The organism is Nostoc sp. DSM 114159 (assembly GCF_053470285.1).
Window position 1 is genome coordinate 6,743,308 of sequence record NZ_JBPFEH010000001.1, and the last position, 17,531, is coordinate 6,760,838.

At 39.7% G+C, this 17,531-nt stretch carries 14 protein-coding genes; 10 read left to right on the forward strand and 4 right to left on the reverse strand.

Features of this window, described 5'->3' with window-relative positions; all coding sequences use genetic code 11:
* The first annotated feature begins 262 nt into the window (after positions 1-262).
* The 8 genes from ACR5KR_RS28510 (at position 263) to ACR5KR_RS28545 (ending at position 10,233) form a co-directional block, all read left to right on the forward strand.
* The gene (locus tag ACR5KR_RS28510) at positions 263-1,711 is read left to right on the forward strand and encodes a GumC family protein (RefSeq protein WP_448268834.1); all 1,449 of its coding nucleotides are present in this window, start codon (positions 263-265) and stop codon (positions 1,709-1,711) included.
* Positions 1,708-3,000 carry an O-antigen ligase family protein gene (locus ACR5KR_RS28515; RefSeq protein WP_448268835.1) on the forward strand — a complete coding sequence of 431 codons (1,293 nt, stop codon included), beginning with the start codon at positions 1,708-1,710 and terminating at the stop codon, positions 2,998-3,000. The genes ACR5KR_RS28510 and ACR5KR_RS28515 overlap by 4 nt, the downstream gene beginning before the upstream one ends.
* A gap of 46 nt (positions 3,001-3,046) precedes the next feature.
* A complete protein-coding gene (locus tag ACR5KR_RS28520) occupies positions 3,047-4,318 on the forward strand; it encodes a lipopolysaccharide biosynthesis protein (RefSeq protein WP_448268836.1) in 1,272 nt (423 codons plus the stop codon).
* Between the two features lie 80 nt (positions 4,319-4,398).
* Positions 4,399-5,463 (forward strand): polysaccharide pyruvyl transferase family protein, encoded by a 1,065-nt coding sequence (locus ACR5KR_RS28525; RefSeq protein ID WP_448268837.1) that lies wholly within the window; start codon positions 4,399-4,401, stop codon positions 5,461-5,463.
* Positions 5,464-5,619: 156 nt separating this feature from the next.
* Positions 5,620-6,588 (forward strand): glycosyltransferase family 2 protein, encoded by a 969-nt coding sequence (locus ACR5KR_RS28530; RefSeq protein ID WP_445628586.1) that lies wholly within the window; start codon positions 5,620-5,622, stop codon positions 6,586-6,588.
* A 69-nt stretch (positions 6,589-6,657) separates the two neighbouring features.
* Complete coding sequence (locus ACR5KR_RS28535; protein ID WP_448268838.1) at positions 6,658-7,647, forward strand: glycosyltransferase family 2 protein; 990 nt, start codon at positions 6,658-6,660, stop codon at positions 7,645-7,647.
* A gap of 380 nt (positions 7,648-8,027) precedes the next feature.
* On the forward strand, positions 8,028-9,050 hold the full coding sequence (locus ACR5KR_RS28540) for a glycosyltransferase family 2 protein (RefSeq protein ID WP_448268839.1): 1,023 nt from the start codon (positions 8,028-8,030) through the stop codon (positions 9,048-9,050).
* A gap of 133 nt (positions 9,051-9,183) precedes the next feature.
* Positions 9,184-10,233 (forward strand): glycosyltransferase family 2 protein, encoded by a 1,050-nt coding sequence (locus ACR5KR_RS28545; RefSeq protein WP_448268841.1) that lies wholly within the window; start codon positions 9,184-9,186, stop codon positions 10,231-10,233.
* A 30-nt stretch (positions 10,234-10,263) separates the two neighbouring features.
* Here ACR5KR_RS28545 and ACR5KR_RS28550 read toward each other — a convergent pair whose 3' ends face one another.
* Positions 10,264-10,818, reverse strand: coding sequence for a cupin domain-containing protein (locus ACR5KR_RS28550; RefSeq protein ID WP_445628590.1), 555 nt, complete (start codon positions 10,816-10,818; stop codon positions 10,264-10,266).
* 337 nt (positions 10,819-11,155) lie between these two features.
* Between ACR5KR_RS28550 and ACR5KR_RS28555 the strand changes: the two genes are divergently transcribed.
* Positions 11,156-12,601, forward strand: coding sequence for a deoxyribodipyrimidine photo-lyase, 8-HDF type (locus tag ACR5KR_RS28555; protein ID WP_445628591.1), 1,446 nt, complete (start codon positions 11,156-11,158; stop codon positions 12,599-12,601).
* 56 nt (positions 12,602-12,657) lie between these two features.
* The gene (locus tag ACR5KR_RS28560; RefSeq protein WP_445628592.1) at positions 12,658-13,482 is read left to right on the forward strand and encodes an alpha/beta fold hydrolase; all 825 of its coding nucleotides are present in this window, start codon (positions 12,658-12,660) and stop codon (positions 13,480-13,482) included.
* A 201-nt stretch (positions 13,483-13,683) separates the two neighbouring features.
* On the opposite strand, the gene ACR5KR_RS28565 is transcribed toward ACR5KR_RS28560, so the two are convergent.
* From ACR5KR_RS28565 to ACR5KR_RS28575, 3 genes are all read right to left on the reverse strand, one after another.
* On the reverse strand, positions 13,684-14,682 hold the full coding sequence (locus ACR5KR_RS28565) for a hypothetical protein (RefSeq protein WP_445628593.1): 999 nt from the start codon (positions 14,680-14,682) through the stop codon (positions 13,684-13,686).
* Between the two features lie 92 nt (positions 14,683-14,774).
* Entirely contained in the window at positions 14,775-15,995 is a 1,221-nt protein-coding gene (locus ACR5KR_RS28570) for an MFS transporter (protein ID WP_448268842.1), read from the reverse strand.
* 538 nt (positions 15,996-16,533) lie between these two features.
* On the reverse strand, positions 16,534-17,331 hold the full coding sequence (locus ACR5KR_RS28575) for a hypothetical protein (protein ID WP_448268843.1): 798 nt from the start codon (positions 17,329-17,331) through the stop codon (positions 16,534-16,536).
* Positions 17,332-17,531: the final 200 nt, after the last annotated feature.

Here is a 17,531-nt window from a genome sequence, read left to right on the forward strand (position 1 = left end):
AGTTATCTTTATTTACACCTACTTAGGTGGATATCCGGGTGGATAATTTTATTGAACCCTAGAGGATGCTGTCTGCATGGATGCAATATTGACCATCAGGCGGTTTTGTCATTGCTGTTTAGGAAGGAAACTTTACTAAGAATTATTAATCAATTTTTAAGTAACAATGTAGTACGATCCTGTAAGTTTACTTAGGCGAATCGCACAAACCCACCTAGACTTTGTAATTCCGCAGCCAGTTCCCGACTTTAAAGGATTTTTAATGGCCAATCATACAGAAATCTCTGCGGGTTACCCTAGCAGTTTGAGAAAATTAGTAGCGAGAAAAGGATGTTGGCAGCGTTACTTACTTATAGGTATAGCAACCAACATAGCATTTTGGACTGCAACTTTTCTTTATCTAAAGCTTACACCACCGACCTATACTAGTTCTTCGGCGATTAATCTGCCGGGAGCATGGTCAAATGCCAATATTAACTTACCAGACATTGGCTATGCTAATTATGAAAATGTGTCTCCATACGCTGCTCTTGCTTCTCAAGATCCCAGAGAAATTTATAAATTTATTGCTGAAAGCGACCCGATATTAAAAGCGGCAGCAGATCAACTTAATATGTCTTTAGAAGAGTTTGGCAAACCTCGGCTCAAGCTAATAATTAATACTTCCATGATGAGCGTTGACTTTGAAGGCGCGAGTCCCCAGGAAGCTCAAAATAAATCTTTAGCTTTTTACAAAGCCTTGCAAGCAAGACTCAATATGCTACGAAATCAAGAAGCTGTTCAAAGAGATATAGGTTATCAAACTTCCCTGATTTCTTCGCAAAAAAAATTAGCAGATGCTCATAAGCACCTTGCCGATTACAAAGCACGTTCGGGTTTAAACTCTGAAGATCAAATTAAGGATTTGACAACCAACATTGAACAGCTCCGCAGACAACGATCTGAAATAATCGGTCAACAGCAACAGGCTACTACTCGTTTGGCACAATTATCGAATAATTTAAAACTATCTGCCAGACAAGCTACAGATGCTTTTACTCTTCAAACAGACCAGATATTTCAACAGAACTTAAAAAATTATAGTGATGCTAGCGCTTCTGTGGTAGTTTTAGAATCTAAGTTTCTGCCTAGCTATCCAATATTAATTACAGAGAAAGCGAAAAGAGATGCTGCTCAACAAGCCCTGCTAGCTCGAGGTGAGTCTCTTTTAGGGCGAAAAGTCACTTTGGCAGTTCTAAAGCAGTTGAGCCTTAGTAGCAATAACTCTGGTAACAGCGTTCCTCGAGATGCTCTTTCCCAACAACTAGTTATAGCTCAGGCAGACCAAAGGGGATTCACTGCTCAAGCTCAAGCAATAGAACAACAGATTAACCAGCTTGAAAGTAGGCTCAAAAAGTTAACACAGTTGGAAAGCACCTTGGATTCGCTGAAGCGAAATACGCAAATTGCGGAAGCGGTCTTTTCCTCCAATTTGACCAGATTGGATATTGGCAAGTCGAATACTTTTGGATCTTATCCACTGATTCAACTTGTTATACAGCCGACATTACCTGAAAACCCAAGTTCACCAAAAGATAAATTAGTTCTACTAGGTTCAACTTTCGGTTCCCTTTTCGTATCCCTTGGACTGGTGTTACTTTGGTGGCGCGAACGTAAAAATTTAATATCTGATAAGACTATGAGTACAGAGAGGAAGAGAATGACACAATGAAACCTCAAAACTTTGAAGAAAGTCTTGTTTGGTATTGGATAATTAGTACCTATGTATTTTATTTTATTGGGATTTTATATCCTGTAAATTTTCTATTAGCTTGGATACTGTTTTTTTACCTATGTAAGCGGTTGTGGAGCCAAACAACGCACACTAGTATTGAAAAAAGAATCAAAGTTTATTGGATACATTGGGTTTGGATTGTCTCTATTTTGGTAATAGCGATCGCTACAATTGTCGGCTGTATAAATTATGATGTGGGTACAAATCAAACTCTTAGGTCATTAATTAATTGGTTTACAGATTGGGCTTTGCTAGCACTATTTCCATTAAGCGGCTGTCTCAATATTCGACCACAATTAATCTATAGAGCCGTCTGTATTTTATGCCTTCAAAGTTTGATTTTAATTCCCTTTTTTTATCTAGCTTGGATATTACATTTGCCTGCACACCTATATTCTTCTCCAATTGAAAGATTAATCCAGAATGGTGAGCTTTTTTACAATGTAAATCTCTATGGTAGTGATTACGGTACGAATAATGTCCGTCTATTTCTATTTGCACCTTGGGCACCTGCGCTCGGTCTTATTGGAAACATCTACTTCTTCCTTGCTCTTGAAGAACGTAACAACAAGTGGCGGTGGATTGGTATAATCAGCTCTTTAGCGATGAGTATAGTATCTGTTTCGCGCTTATCTTTTATAGCTTTACCAATAGTTTTCATATTAGTTTTGTTGCTGACAAAAATTACTAAACCTACTACGCAAATTGCGCTCGGATTTGTTAGCTTTTTAGCAGGTATTTTTAGCACCGCACTTGTTACTACTATTAAAAATGTTAAAGAAGCATTTTATAATGCTAGACCGGACTCTTCACGAGTACATGAAGCTTTAGGTGTAATTGCCTTGGAGAAATGGAAAGAAGCTCCTATCTGGGGTCATGGTTTTCGAGAAGCACCAGGGCCTAAAGCATTAGCAGAAATGCCTATCGGCTCTCACCATACTTGGTTTGGTCTCTTGTTTGTTAAAGGGATAGTTGGCTTCATTGCTTTTTTAGTACCAATTGTATTGAGTTTTATACTTTTGCTGATTAAAGCAGAGAAAAGCATAATTGCCAGAGTGGCATTGTATTTTCTGATCACTTTATTACTTTTTACATTTAATGATAGTCAAGAGGCTTTAGCTTACTTATATTATCCCGGTTTAATTATCATGGGAATTGCATTTAAAGAAGAAGTTAAACCTTCTAATTCTTCTCTTAAGAAGAAGCCTGAAACTGCTTATATTTGATTTTTAATTTAATTAAAAATATATAATTATCTCTTAAAATACCCTCATGTTAATCAAAAAGCTAAGGCAAAAAGTATCTAGTCAATATGTGCGTAATGTTGGTTGGATGGGTGGAGCAGAGTTAGCAAATCGTGTTTTCCGATTGGGAACAACAATTACTTTATCTCACTTGTTAAATCCCTACGATTATGGATTGATCGCAATCGTTTTGACTACTAATGAATTTGCAACTGTTTTTACCTTAAGAGCTGGAATTGGATCTAAGATTATTCAGGCATCAGAAAAGGATCTAAAAATTATTTGTCAGACATCTTACTGCCTGAATTGGATACTATGCGGAGTAATGTTTATTATTCAGTGTACTGCCGCTTTCCCGATAGCTTGGTTTTATAGTAATAACCAAGTTATCTTACCTATCTGGATTATGGCATTAGTCTATTTAATGTTGCCAATCTTTGCAGTTCAGTCTGCTTTAATCCAGCGAGAGAACCGCCTAAAAATTATAGCATTATGCAATGCTACTCAGTCGTTTCTAATCAATATTCTCACTATAGGTCTAGCTCTATTAGGGCTGGGAATGTGGGCTGTTGTTATACCTATTGTTATAACGACTCCAGTATGGATTGTTATTAATCTGATGAATCATCCTTGGCGACCTACCATGTTCTTTAGTTTTAACAAGTGGCAGGAAGTTGTTAGTTATGCTAGAAATATTCTTGGCGTTGAGTTACTAAATAAGCTAAGAGCTAATCTTGATTACCTGATTATTGGACGTTTTTTAGGAGTCCAGGCGCTAGGAATTTACTATTTCGCTTTCAATGCTGGCTTAGGAATCAGCATGAATGTCATAAATACAATGACTTGGTCTTTATACCCCCATCTTTGTGCTGCTCGGGGAAACGTTAAGCAGCTTCGAGAACGTTATTTTAGTAGCCTCAAAACATTTGCCTTAATTGTATTTCCATTGGTTTTGCTACAGTCAAGCCTAGCTCCATTTTATGTACCAATTATTTTTGGGCAAAAGTGGATAACAGCAATTCCAGTCTTGATAGTTATCTGCTTGTCAGCCATACCACGCCCATTTGCTGATGGCGCTTCTATGTTACTTAACTCTGTAGATAAAAGTCATATTAATCTTTACTGGAACCTAATTTTTACTGTGATTTTTACAATTTCATTACTAGTAGCTGTGAAATGGGGAATTTTTTGGGTAGCTGTTGCGGTGTTCATGGCTCATATATTAGCATTACCTCTTTACAGCCTTTGGGCTAGTAAATATGTTTTATCTAGAACTCAATCTTTATCAATTGCAAAATAAAAATTTGGCTTTTTATAAAAATACCTTTTTCTAGCTACATTCATTGCAAAATAACGAATAGCAGGGAGGAACTAAAATTAATGACTACCACCCAACCGGAACAGCTAAAACAACTTCTGCATAAATCACTAGAAAAATTAGAGACATTTCCAGAGTGTGCATTATTAGACTATCCTGATTATCCTAATATTGGCGATCATCTGATTGCGTTAGGTACTTTACTTTATTTAATCAATGTGCGAAAAACAAAAATTAAATATACTGCCAGTCCTAACAACTTTTCTAGCAAAGTAATGGAAGATAGAATTGGAAAATCTCCTATTTTCCTGCAAGGAGGAGGGAATTTAGGCGATCTTTGGACTGCTCATCAAAAATTTCGCGAACAGATTATTTGCAAATACCAAGATCGACCAATAATTATCCTACCACAAAGTATTTATTTTGTTGAACAAAGCAATTTAATGGAAGCAGCAAATGTCTTCAATTCACATCCTAATTTGACTTTGTTTGTGCGTGACGAATATAGCTATGAACTTGCTCTAAAATATTTCTACAACTGCCAGGTAATTAAAGCACCTGATATGGCTTTTCAAATGGTCAACCTAACTGGTATCTTATCTAAGTCTAACCATAGTACCTCTATTTTATATCATTATAGAAATGACAAAGAGTTGAATCCAAGTAATTCTCAGACTTCTATCGATCTCCCTAATTTAGTTGTAGAAGATTGGACTTCTTTCAAATATGACACAACTGAACGTATGGAGCGAATTCGGGAAGGCTTGCAAAAAGGTACAGTGATTCCTGGTGAGTGGATATACCGACATCTTTGGAAATACTTCCATCATTATTCCTTTGGATTCAATAGCTTATATAACTCCTCAATGCATCTTAAATCCTTAAGTTATATGCATCATGGAATGTATCAATTCAAGCAGCATCGTCTAATTATTACAAACCGCTTACACGGACATATTCTCTGCATTCTTATGGGTATTCCTCATGTCTTTTTACCTAATGCTTACCATAAAAATGAGGCATTTTATCAAGCTTGGACTTACTCAATTCCCTTTTGCAGATTTGTCAAAGAACCTTCACAAATTCAGGTGGCTGCGCAAGAACTATTAGAATTATTCCTAAACTAACTGGTTTCTGTGCCTACATTAAGAATTACAAAAATCCTTCACTTTCTATCTGATTAAGCTCTATGACCGAAAGCGACTGATGATACAGAGCAACTAAATTTATTTGTGGGTATCATTAATTTTTAATTTTTAATTTTTAATTCGGAGCGAAGCGACGTGACAACTATATCTGTTATTATTCCTGCTTACAATGCTGAACGCACTATTTTAGAAACGATAAAATCCGTTCTTCAACAAACCTTTTCTGATTTTGAGCTAATTATTATTAATGATGGCTCAACCGACCGGACTTTAGAATTATTGAAGACTATTGAAGATTCTCGTCTCAAGATTTTTTCATACAGCAATGCTGGTCTATCAGTAGCTCGTAATCGTGGTATTTCTCATGCCACTGGAGAGTTTATGGCATTTCTCGATGCCGATGACTTATGGACACCTGATAAATTAGAACTACAACTAGCAGCATTACAAAAACATCCAGAGGCAGGACTTGCTTATAGCTGGACTCTGAACATGAGTGAAACAGCAGAGATTTTTCACCCTGGTCATAATGTAGTCTATGAAGGTAATGTGTATGACAAATTATTACTCAGTAACTTTATTTCCAATGGTTCTAATCCTTTAATTCGTAAACAAGCAATTGAATCTGCTGGAGAATTCGACCCAACGCTTTCTTCTGTGGAAGATTGGGATTATTGGTTTCGTGTAGCACAGCGCTGGGATTTTGCAGTAGTTCCCAAACCTCAAATTCTCTATCGTCACTCTTCAAAATCTATGTCAACTAAAGTTGAGAAGATGGAGAAATATTTGCTTATTGTCTTGGAAAGAGGCTTTCAAGCAGCACCGCCAGAGTTACAAAATCTGAAAAATCAAAGCCTAGCTAATATCTATCAATATTTAACGGGGATGGAACTGGCTCATGTGACTAATAGAGAACAAGTCAACCAAGCTGGTCGCAAATTGTGGAAGACGGTTTCTTTATATCCTCAGATTTTGCGAGAAAGAGTCACTCAGCGTTATTTAATGAAATGGCTGGTAATGCAAGTCCTTTCTCCTCGAATTGCTAAGTACTTGACTCGACCTTTTTCTTTGGCTAGGTCTGTTGCGGTTCCAAAGCTGCAATAAAGACTCTTATTAGAAAGCAACTTTTCGATCCTAATTCGCTAGTAAAATTTAGCAACTTATTGAAATCATATGCCAACTATATCTGTCATTATTCCCGCTTATAATTCTGAGCGCACAATTGCCGATACAATTGTCTCAGTACAACAACAAACTTTTTCTGATTTTGAGATAATTGTTATCAATGATGGTTCAACAGACGGAACTCTTAAGCTACTGGATGAGTTAAAAGATAGTCGTCTAAAAGTCTTTTCCTATCAAAATGGGGGTTTATCAGTAGCTCGTAATCGTGGTATCTCTCATGCCAAGGGAGATTTTATAGCCTTTATTGATGCTGATGATTTATGGACAGCCGATAAGCTAGAACTCCAGTTAGAAGCTTTGCAGAAAAATCCAGAGGCAGGTGTTGCTTATAGCTGGACTTATTTTATGGATGAACAAACTGGAAATTGCCACATGGATCGGCCGATCTTTTTCCAAGGTAATGTTTTGGCTAATTTATTAACCTGGAACTTTATTGCTAGTGGTTCAAATCCATTAATCCGTAAGCAAGCGATTGAATCTGTCGGAGAGTTTGAACCTTCAGTATCAGGAGCAGCAGATTGGGATTATTGGCTGCGTTTAGCTGCAAAATGGTCGTTTGTTGTAGTTAGTAAACCGCAGATTTTTTATCGTCAATCTTCAAATTCAATGTCATCTAAAATTGAATTTATGGAAGACTGCCAGTTCAAAGTATTGGAGCGAGCTTTTCAATCAGGAGCGCCAGAAATTCAAATCTTGAAAAATCATAGTTTAGCTTATGTTTACCGATATTCTTGTAGGCTCTGCTTAACAAGAATTCCAGGTGATGAAGGAGTTGAAAAAGCAAGAAAAAAATTGGGGAAGGCAATTCAGCTATATCCAAAAATTATCCTTGAAAAGGAAACTCAAAAGCTAATTATTAAATTGTTGTTGAAAAAAATACTTGTAGAAAATATTTCTGCATACTTGCTCCAGATTATTAGTAAAATTCGCGTTACTCATGTTCAAAAATTAAATATTCATGAAAAAAGAATCGGTTGAACTAAGTTGTAGTACTTGCCACTTGGTAACTCAATGGGATAGTTACTCAGTCTGATTCTGGATAATGGTGGAGCGATCGCTTGCTTAAGAATTTCAATCAGACTATCCACACGCAGGATAAAATGTATTGTTAAATACAAGATTTGTTTTAATAACGCATACTAGAAGTAAATATCTGAGATTATCCGGTGAAAAGTTAGGAAATGGGACTCGTTCTATAACTAGACGGATAGCCAGGTGGATAAATATCTCACTTTTTTAGATGCTATCACTAGAAGGTGCGATCGTATCCATTAGATAGTATTCCCATTGCCATATCAAAGATTACTGTACTACCAGTAAAACCTGAGAGCAAACTGAAACTAAAGTCAGTCTGGAAAATGAAAAAAGTTTCTGTAATTATTCCGGTTTATGGAGTCGAGAAATATATAGCTGCTACTGTACAATCTGTTCTTGAGCAAACCTATACAAATTTCGAGCTTCTAATTATCGATGATGCTTCTTTGGACAGAAGTATAAATATTTGTCAGCAATTTACTGACCCCAGAATTAAAATTATTCGCCAGTCAAATCGAGGGGTATCTGGAGCTAGGAATACTGGTATTCGCCATGCTCAAGGAGAATATTTAGCTTTTTTGGATGGAGACGATCTTTGGTTGCCAGAAAAGTTAGAAAAACAGATTGCTCACTTAGAAAATTCACCAGCAGTCGGTGTTAGCTTCAGTCGTTCTGCTTTTATTGATGAAGCTGGACAAGCTTTGGGTACGTATCAGATGCCCAAGCTGAAAGAAATCACGCCATCCTATTTACTCAGTTGCAATCCGGTTGGTAATGGCTCGGCTGCGGTAATGCGCAGAGAAGTTCTGGAAGCAATTAAATTCCAAGATAATCTTTATGGAATTAATGAAGATTGTTATTTTGATGAACGTTTACTCCAATCAGAAGATAACGAATTTTGGATTCGTATTTCCATTAAAAGCAATTGGCAAATAGAGGGCATTCCAGAACCCTTGACTTTGTATCGGGTTAATTCAAAAGGGCTTTCAGCAAATATGCTCAAGCAGTTAGATTTTTGGGAAAAGCTAATTGAAAAGACACGCTCCTACGCTCCAGAAATATTTACTCAAGGGGAAACACTAGCTAGAGCTTATCAGTTGCAGTATTTAGCTCGTAATGCCGTAAGACTACGAGAAGGTTCAATGGCTGTAAAATTAATTAATCGAGCGTTAATAACTGATTGGCATATTCTTCTGGAAAATCCTAGAAGTACACTTTTGACACTGGTAGCAGCCTATTTACTTTTACTTTTACCTCAAAATGTTTACAATAAATTTGAAGCTCTGGTTTCAAATAATATAGTAGGGGCTAACCAAAAACGTCGTATTCTTCAAGAAAATATCTAGAAATGATTAATAATTTATCTATAAATAATTAAGAAGTTTCTATGGCTAAAGCATAATTAGATTTCTTGCATAGTGCATAGTAAATTTAATTAGATATTAATTAAATTAAATAAATCAATGGGAATAGTCAACAATGAAAAAAGTTTCTATCATTATTCCGGTTTATAAAGCAGAAAAATATATAGCTGCTACACTGCGATCGGCTCTTGAACAAACTTACGAAAACTTCGAGATTTTAATTATTGATGATGGTACTCCTGATAAGAGTATAGAAATTTGTCAGCAATTTACAGACCCTAGAATTAAAATTATTCGTCAACAGAATCGGGGTTTACCTGGGGCAAGAAACACTGGTATTCGCCATGCACAGGGAGAATATTTAACTCTTTTAGATGCTGATGACTTATGGTTGCCAGAAAAATTAGAAAAACACGTTAAGCATTTAGATAATTCGCCTAATGTCGGGGTAAGCTTTAGCCGCTCTGCTTTTATTGATGATAATGGCAAGCCTTTAGGTATTTATCAAATGCCTCAGATGCAGGGAATAACCCCAGCGCTTATCCTTTGCCGCAATCCAGTTAGCAATGGTTCGGTAGCAGTAATTAAAAGAGAAGTTTTTGAAGCTATTGAATTTCAAGACAATCTTTACGGTACAGTTGAAAATTTTTATTTCGATGAGCGATCGCGTCATACTAATGGTGACTCAACAGATGTTGAATGTTGGTTTCGGATGTCTGTTAAGAGCGATCTGGAAATAGAGGGTATTCCTGAAGCTTTGACTTTATATAGGGTAAATTCAGGGGGACTATCAGCAAATTTGCTCAAGCAGTTAGATTCGTGGGAATTGGCAATCTCTAGGGCACGTTTATACGCCCCAGAAATAGTTAATCAATGGGAAACACTGGCTAGAGCTTACCAGTTGCGGTATTTAGCGCGTAGAGCAGTCAGCTTGCAAGATGGTGCAATGGCTGTGAAGTTGGTGAATCGAGCATTAGCAACCAACTGGCATATTCTCTCTAAAGAACCACGCCGTACACTTTTGACTTTGGGAGCTGCCTATTTCCTTCGGCTTTTGCCCCAGTTCCTTTACAGTCGAATTGAGACTGTTGCTTTAAAGACTACAGGATATACTCAAAGACAGCGCATTTCACAAGGCTTAGGGGGGAGCAACGCGATTTCGTGAAGTCGCCCAAAGGACGTGTATAAATGAGCTTTAACGCGGCTTTTGGCTCGAATCACTCATTTGAGTCCCTGTATAATTGGGAACCCAACCTTCGGCGATTGCAAAATAGCGTATCCCTTTGAAATTCAACAATGCAGTTGGGCTGCACCAATGCTCAACGCCGGCGGGGATGTAGAGATAATCTTGTGCCTGAACTAAAAGCTGTACCTGGCTGCCATCAGGTCGCACGAAGCCATAAATCATTTCTCCTGCCAACACGTAGACGGGTTCAGGCGCAGGATGAGTATGGTAGCGACCGTAGGTGGCAATCAGGTGGTGAAGATTGAACGAACCTGGATGCACATTTAGTAAGTCACACCAGAGAGCGCCATTTTCTTGCTGAAGAAATTCAAAGACGCTGTTATGGAGTTCTACGTAATAACGTTTCTCGGTCTCAGTTAAAACGTCCTGGTCTAGCAGATTAGGGAAGAGTAGCGATGTTCCTGGGTCGTAGTGTTTGAGTTGAATGCCAAGAGGCGCAAGTTCGCGGGCTATTTCGTCTAAATCGCTCTCAATCGTACCGTCATCAAGTAGTAGGTTAGCCATGACAAAAAGACTAATTAACTGTTAAGAAGAGTATACTCAATTTTGAGATAAGAAGCCACTATTCCCGATTGAGAAACCGGTGAATAGGGACAGGGGAGGCAGGGGAGCATACTTCGACTGCGCTCAGTAACCGGGGGAGCAGAGGAAAACTAGCAGTAAGTCTTTCCCCTCTGCCCCTCGGTCACTGAGCGTAGCCGAAGTGCTGCCCCTTTGCACCTCTGCCTCCTCCTATGCCCAATGTCCAATACCCATTAAAAGAATAAATTTATCGCCAGAATGATGCTTATTGGTACCACTAGCATCTAAGCTAGTACGGGTGAACTATATCCAACATGGAATGTCTGACTTAATTCTGTTTTGGCATCGGCGCGATTTACGCATTTCTGATAATACGGGACTGGCTGCGGCAAAACGGCAAAGTCCGAAGGTAGTGGGCGTGTTTTGCCTCGATCCGAATCTTCTGGAACGGGATGATGTTGCTCCTGTGAGAGTAACTTATATGATTGGCTGTTTGCAGAAACTCCAAGAGCGATATGCTCAAGTTGGTAGCCAGTTGTTAATCCTCCACGCCGATCCTGTACAAGCAATACCAGCTTTAGCCGAAGCAATAAATGCTAAAGCTGTTTTTTGGAATTGGGATGTAGAACCTTATTCGCAAGAACGCGATCGCACCATTATAAATGCCCTCAAAGAAAAAGGTATTGAGTTTCTTAACCAAAACTGGGATCAAATCCTCAACTCTCCAGAGGAGTTACGCACGGGTAGTAACAGTCCTTACACGGTTTACACTCCCTTCTGGAAAAATTGGATTGCCAAACCAAAGGCTCAACCAGTAGAAACACTGCAAAATGTTGAGGGATTAACGGAAGCCGAACAGGAAATTGCCAAAGTTGCAGGAGCCTTGGCACTACCTTCAGCAAAAGATTTAGGATTCATCTGGGATGGTGACTTGATTATTTCACCAGGAGAAGCGGCGGCACAAGAACGATTAGAAGAATTTACTAATAAAGCCATTACTGAATATCAAGAACAGCGCAATTTCCCCGCAGTGGACGGAACATCACAACTGAGTGCAGCTTTAAAATTTGGCGTAATTGGCATTCGCACCGTTTGGCAAGCCACGGTAGAAGCACTGGAAAATAGCCGCAGTGAGGAAACAGCAGTTAATATCCGCACATGGCAACAGGAATTAGCTTGGCGGGAGTTTTATCAACACGCAATGTATAACTTCCCGGAATTAGCTGATGGTGCTTTCCGCGACACCTTTAAGAATTTTCCTTGGGAAACTAAAGAAGAACATTTCCAAGCTTGGTGTGAGGGGAGAACAGGCTACCCCATTGTGGATGCAGCAATGCGTCAGTTAAACGAAAGCGGCTGGATGCATAACCGCTGTCGGATGATTGTTGCGAGTTTCCTCACTAAAGACTTGTTAATCAATCCCCAACTGGGAGAAAAATATTTTATGCAGCACCTGATTGATGGTGATTTATCTGCTAATAATGGCGGTTGGCAATGGAGTGCTTCTAGCGGCATGGACCCCAAACCTGTGCGGATTTTCAACCCAGCCAGTCAAACACAAAAATTCGATCCAGAAGGGGAATATATTCGGCAATGGGTGTCAGAATTGCGGTCTGTAGATACAGAATATTTAGTTACTGGAAAAATTCCACCTTCAGAACGTCATGCTGTTGGCTATCCTGACCCAATTGTGGATCATAAAATTCAGCAACAGCAATTTAAACTGCGTTATCAACAGCAAAAAATTCTTAGTAGTGGTGAGTAAAATTGTTAGTTTTTTAATAGACATTTCCAAAAATTCAGCCTACTGGAGAAAAACAGATGAACACGATCGCAGTGAAAGACGGTATAGAGATTTACTATAAGGATTGGGGCAGCGGTCAGCCCATCGTTTTCTCGCATGGTTGGCCTCTATCGGCCGACGACTGGGACAACCAAATGATGTTCTTCTTAAATCACGGCTATCGCGTCATCGCCCACGATCGGCGAGGGCATGGACGTTCGAGCCAAGGCGCCGACGGACATGATATGGATCATTACGCCGATGACCTCGCCGCGCTTACCGCGCATCTCGACTTAAAGAACGCCATCCACGTTGGACACTCGACAGGCGGCGGTGAGGTGACACGTTACATTGCGCGCCACGGCGAAAGCCGCGTCGCGAAGGCCGTTCTTATTAGCGCCGTGCCACCACTGATGGTGAAGACCCCAGCGAATCCCGGCGGTCTACCTAAAGAGGTATTTGACGACTTTCAGGTGCAGGTTGCCACCAATCGGGCGCAATTTTATTGGGATGTACCGAGCGGGCCCTTTTACGGTTACAATCGACCGGGTGCGAAAGCGTCGCAAGGCGTGATTGAGAATTGGTGGCGCCAGGGCATGATGGGCGGTAGCAAGGCGCAGTATGATGGCATCGTGGCTTTCTCCCAGACAGACTTTACCGAGGATCTTAAGAAGTTCTCTGTGCCGACTTTGGTAATGCACGGCGATGATGACCAGATAGTGCCCTATGCCGACTCCGCCCCACTGAGCGCTAAGTTGGTCAAGGGCGCGGTATTGAAAACCTACAAGGGTTTCCCGCACGGTATGCCGACGACAAATGCAGACCAGATCAATGCCGATCTTCTCGAATTCATTCAGTCGTAACCGCAAACCACTCGGTTAGTCTCCATACTGCCGCCTCAAAACGTCTAACCAGGCGATGTAGCGAACCGCGCTCTGCTGCAATGCGTGGCTTTGGTATAGTGTGGAATGGCACGCTTGTAAAGCCCAAAGAGTTATTGTATCCTCGTTCTCAGCCTCTAGGCTGGGAACCAGTCCTGCTGGAGTTACAACACTAACATGACATTATGTCTTGACAGGTAAATAAGAAATTGTCCATAAGATGAGCAGGAAGATTAAGTAAATTGCACCAACTAATCCAAACTCAATCAGAGGAATATAGGTTACTTCGTAAATTCTGCCCAAGCCGCGTTCAGTCAGTGCATAAACGGCCAGGACACTCACTAAAAAGGCTCCGTAGATAGTACGTTTAGTCCAGATACCCACAGGTAAACCGTGAAGTTGAGTAAGCACGAGAATACCAAAAAAACCAAAGAGAAATGTGGGCCATTTGCTTTGTCCTAGTATTAATGACACGATTACACTATGTAAAAGCACGGAAGCCTCCAAAGTAAATGTCCACCAACGGTTTACATGGGTGCGGTTAAAAATCAAGGAAGATTGGAGCAAAAGCAAGAACATATAGAGAAAACCAATCAAGTGCCCCAAAGTCGCTTCCATTGGGTGATACCAGAAGGTGTAGATAGCGGCGAAGGAGAAAAAATAGCCGTGGTACAGTTTGATAATTTGCAAAAACTGTTGATGGAAGGGAACAGAATTGCCAAAAAATAAACCGCGTCGAGGTGTTTCTAAAATCAGTACGAAGACTAGTAAGAGTACAACTGCACCTTGAGAAGCCCAAATTGAAGTATCTTGAGCTAGAGCATCGTACCAAATATATGTTTGGAGAAAGTGTAAAGCGATGAATACACTATTAATGGCAAGCATGAGGTAATTTATCGGATGCAACGCCGATTTGTATTTCAACTGCGATGCCTGCGGCGGGCGTAGCCATCGCTGCGCCCACAAGATACACGCCCAGATGCTAAACTGATGCCCAATGTACATACCCCAAGCCGTTGCTCGACTCCAAAAGGTTGGTTGGGGAAGCTTCCAGTAGTACCAGTTTAATCCTTGATCGGGAAGTTTGATAATGCTTGCAGGAATGCTCCCACCGATCCAAATTGCGTAGGTGAGGAGGATGCTTACAAAGATGCCTAAAAATAATACTCGGCGACCTGTCATATTAATTTTAGATTTTAGATTTTAGATTTGGGATTAAAAATTTTTAATACAAGGCTGTTTCAAAAAATTATTAAGCTTTGAAATCAAGATTGTCAGGCGACACGTTCTGTTTTTGGCTCAGATGCGCTTTTAGTTACTCGCAAACTAAGAGTCAAAGCTACTACCATTACTAAAGTTCCACTTAAAAAAGGAGCAGAACTCCCAAATTTCATAAAACTCACCCCTGCCCACGTTGGCCCGGCGATGCGTGCCAATGCAGAGCAAGAACTGGCAATTCCTAATATTTGTCCTTGTTCTTCTGGGGATGTCATCTGAGAAATTAAGCTGTTCAATATTGGTTGGCTGACACTAATTCCCCATGCTACAAGTGTGGTGGCGACTAATAAGAAAATTAAGCTTTGCGAGAATCCAATTAACAGTAATCCTAAACCTAATCCTAATATTCCCAAGATAAGTAACTTGATTTCACCTAATTGTTTCTTGAGAAATCCGATTAGTCCTCCTTGAATTATTGTGCTGACAATCCCCATGAAGGCAAAAAGATAACTAGCTTGTTGAGGGCCCCAATTTAATTGCTGCTTAGACCATAAAGCTAATGTAGAGTCCATAGCTGCAACAGCAAAGGTGACTAAAAAGTAGATGCCAACAAGTACACAAAACTGCGATCGCTGTGACAACTGTAATAAGTTTAGCGATCGCTGACGATGGCGATGAAGTTGGATTTTAGCTTTAGTCTCAGAATTTAGAGATTCGGGAAGTAATATCAAAGCACAAAGAAATGCTAATAAAGATAATCCGGCTGCAAACAACGACGGTAGATGAAAGTTAGCGTTGTTCGGATCTGACCCGATTAAAAGACCTCCAATCGCTGGGCCGAGAATAAACCCAAGACCAAAAGCTGCGCCGATTACACCCATACCACGCGCTCGATTAGTTGGCGTGGTAATATCTGCTATGTACGCCTGAGCAGTGGCAATATTCCCTGACATAATCCCGGCTAGACTACGAGCAATAAACAAAATCCATAAGGAGTTGGCAAAACCTAAGCCTGCGTATGCAATTACCGAACCGAATAAAGTCAGTAATAAAATCGGACGGCGACCGTAGCGATCGCTAAATCTGCCCCATAATGGTGCAAATAAGAACTGCATTAAAGAATAAGTAGCTACAAGTAAAGTCGCTTCATTAGGTTTTGCACCAAATTGTTCGGCATACAAAGGCAGTATCGGCAGAATAATTCCGAAGCCGAGCAAGTCTATAAATACACTCAAAAATAAGACGAATATAGCCCTGCGATTATTTTTACTCTCCATCTGGGCAATTCCATTTGATAAAAAAGATGTGTGAATTAAATTAGTTTTAAGGACATTTGGGAATGCTTGATTGTAAAAATTTATTAATTACAAACAGTCATCAGTACAAGCAAAGTGTTTGAATTTCAGTGTGGTTGAGCAAAATAGCATGGAACAAACCCATGATAAAAATCAAGCCAATAATACTACTAATTAAAGCAACTATAATTTCGTGCTTCCGTATGGCTTTTTGAATCTTAGCGTCTATGATGTTTTCTAATTCTTTGTATAACATTGAGTTGAATTTGATTAAAGACAATAATTATCTGGAACTTATAGCCGTAGTCACACAGGTTAGGACATTTGAAAAGGGTGAATGCTAGAGTTAGCAATAGTTTTACCTCCAGCAAGAACTGCCCGGTTGTTGAGTTTCGACTACGCTCAACTGCCGCGTAGTCGAAACACTGCCTCCTGCTATACGTTAGGTACTTACATAAGTTAGATTATGTCTGAAATCTCTAACTTATTAAATGAAAACTATTTCAATACAGCGCGAATGTCAATAACTTTTACGCCGTTTCAAAACACCACCTGAAATACCAAAAGCTAATATCGCTAAGGTATAAGTTGGTTCGGGAACTGCAAGAATACTTACCTGATTAATAGCCAAGCCGTATTGTGGAGCAGAACTGCTAAAAACAAGCCGTGAGATGTTTGGAGTGTCACTACGAATCCCCAAGAATACTGCCGAATTATCTAATGCTAAGGACGAAATATTTGGAACTGAGAAAGTACCCAATAGGTTATTAGCTTTATCAAAAGCGGCGATCGAATTTTCAATTTTCAATTTACTAGTGTCTACAGCTATCTGAGTTCCAGCGCCAAAAACCGGCTGGGCAAAACTAATCGAAAAAGGCCCGCCGTTCCCCTGAGTACCAGGATCGGGAGTACCAGGAGGAAGAGGGATAAAACCTGTTGGATCTATACCTCCGAAGAGAATAAAATCACCTAGAGCGAAGTTACTCCGAATGCCAGGTGGAGGTAAAGTTTGAAAAACAAATGGTGGAGTGATTTGAGGTTTATTAGTTGGAGTTATATTTATATCCAAGCCTAAACCACGTTGTGATGTCGCTGAAAAAGAGTTAGGTAAAAAAGCCGAAAAATCAGGAGCAGAGGGATTAAATACTTTACCTAAACTTTCCCAATTAACTTCATCATTGCCTCCTAAACCAGCGCGCTCAGTTACTAAAAATGTAGCGGCTTTAACTGGTAATGGGAGAACCGTTATTATAGCTGCGATCGCTGAAAAATATTTTACCGATAGTTTATTAAATAATCGCTCGATCGTAACTCCCACAAGGTTTTCTCCTTAATTTTTTTAAGATAATATCATCAAAATGCAACAATTAAATATTGACGATCGAACAATAGACTTCTTGGCATTTGTAGGGAAAAGGGTAAGGGGGAAAGGGAAAAGGAATAAAAAAACCTTTCCCCTTTGACCTTTCCCCTTTTCCCGCAAGAGTGCAAAAGTTACTTTTGCACTCTTGTCTAATG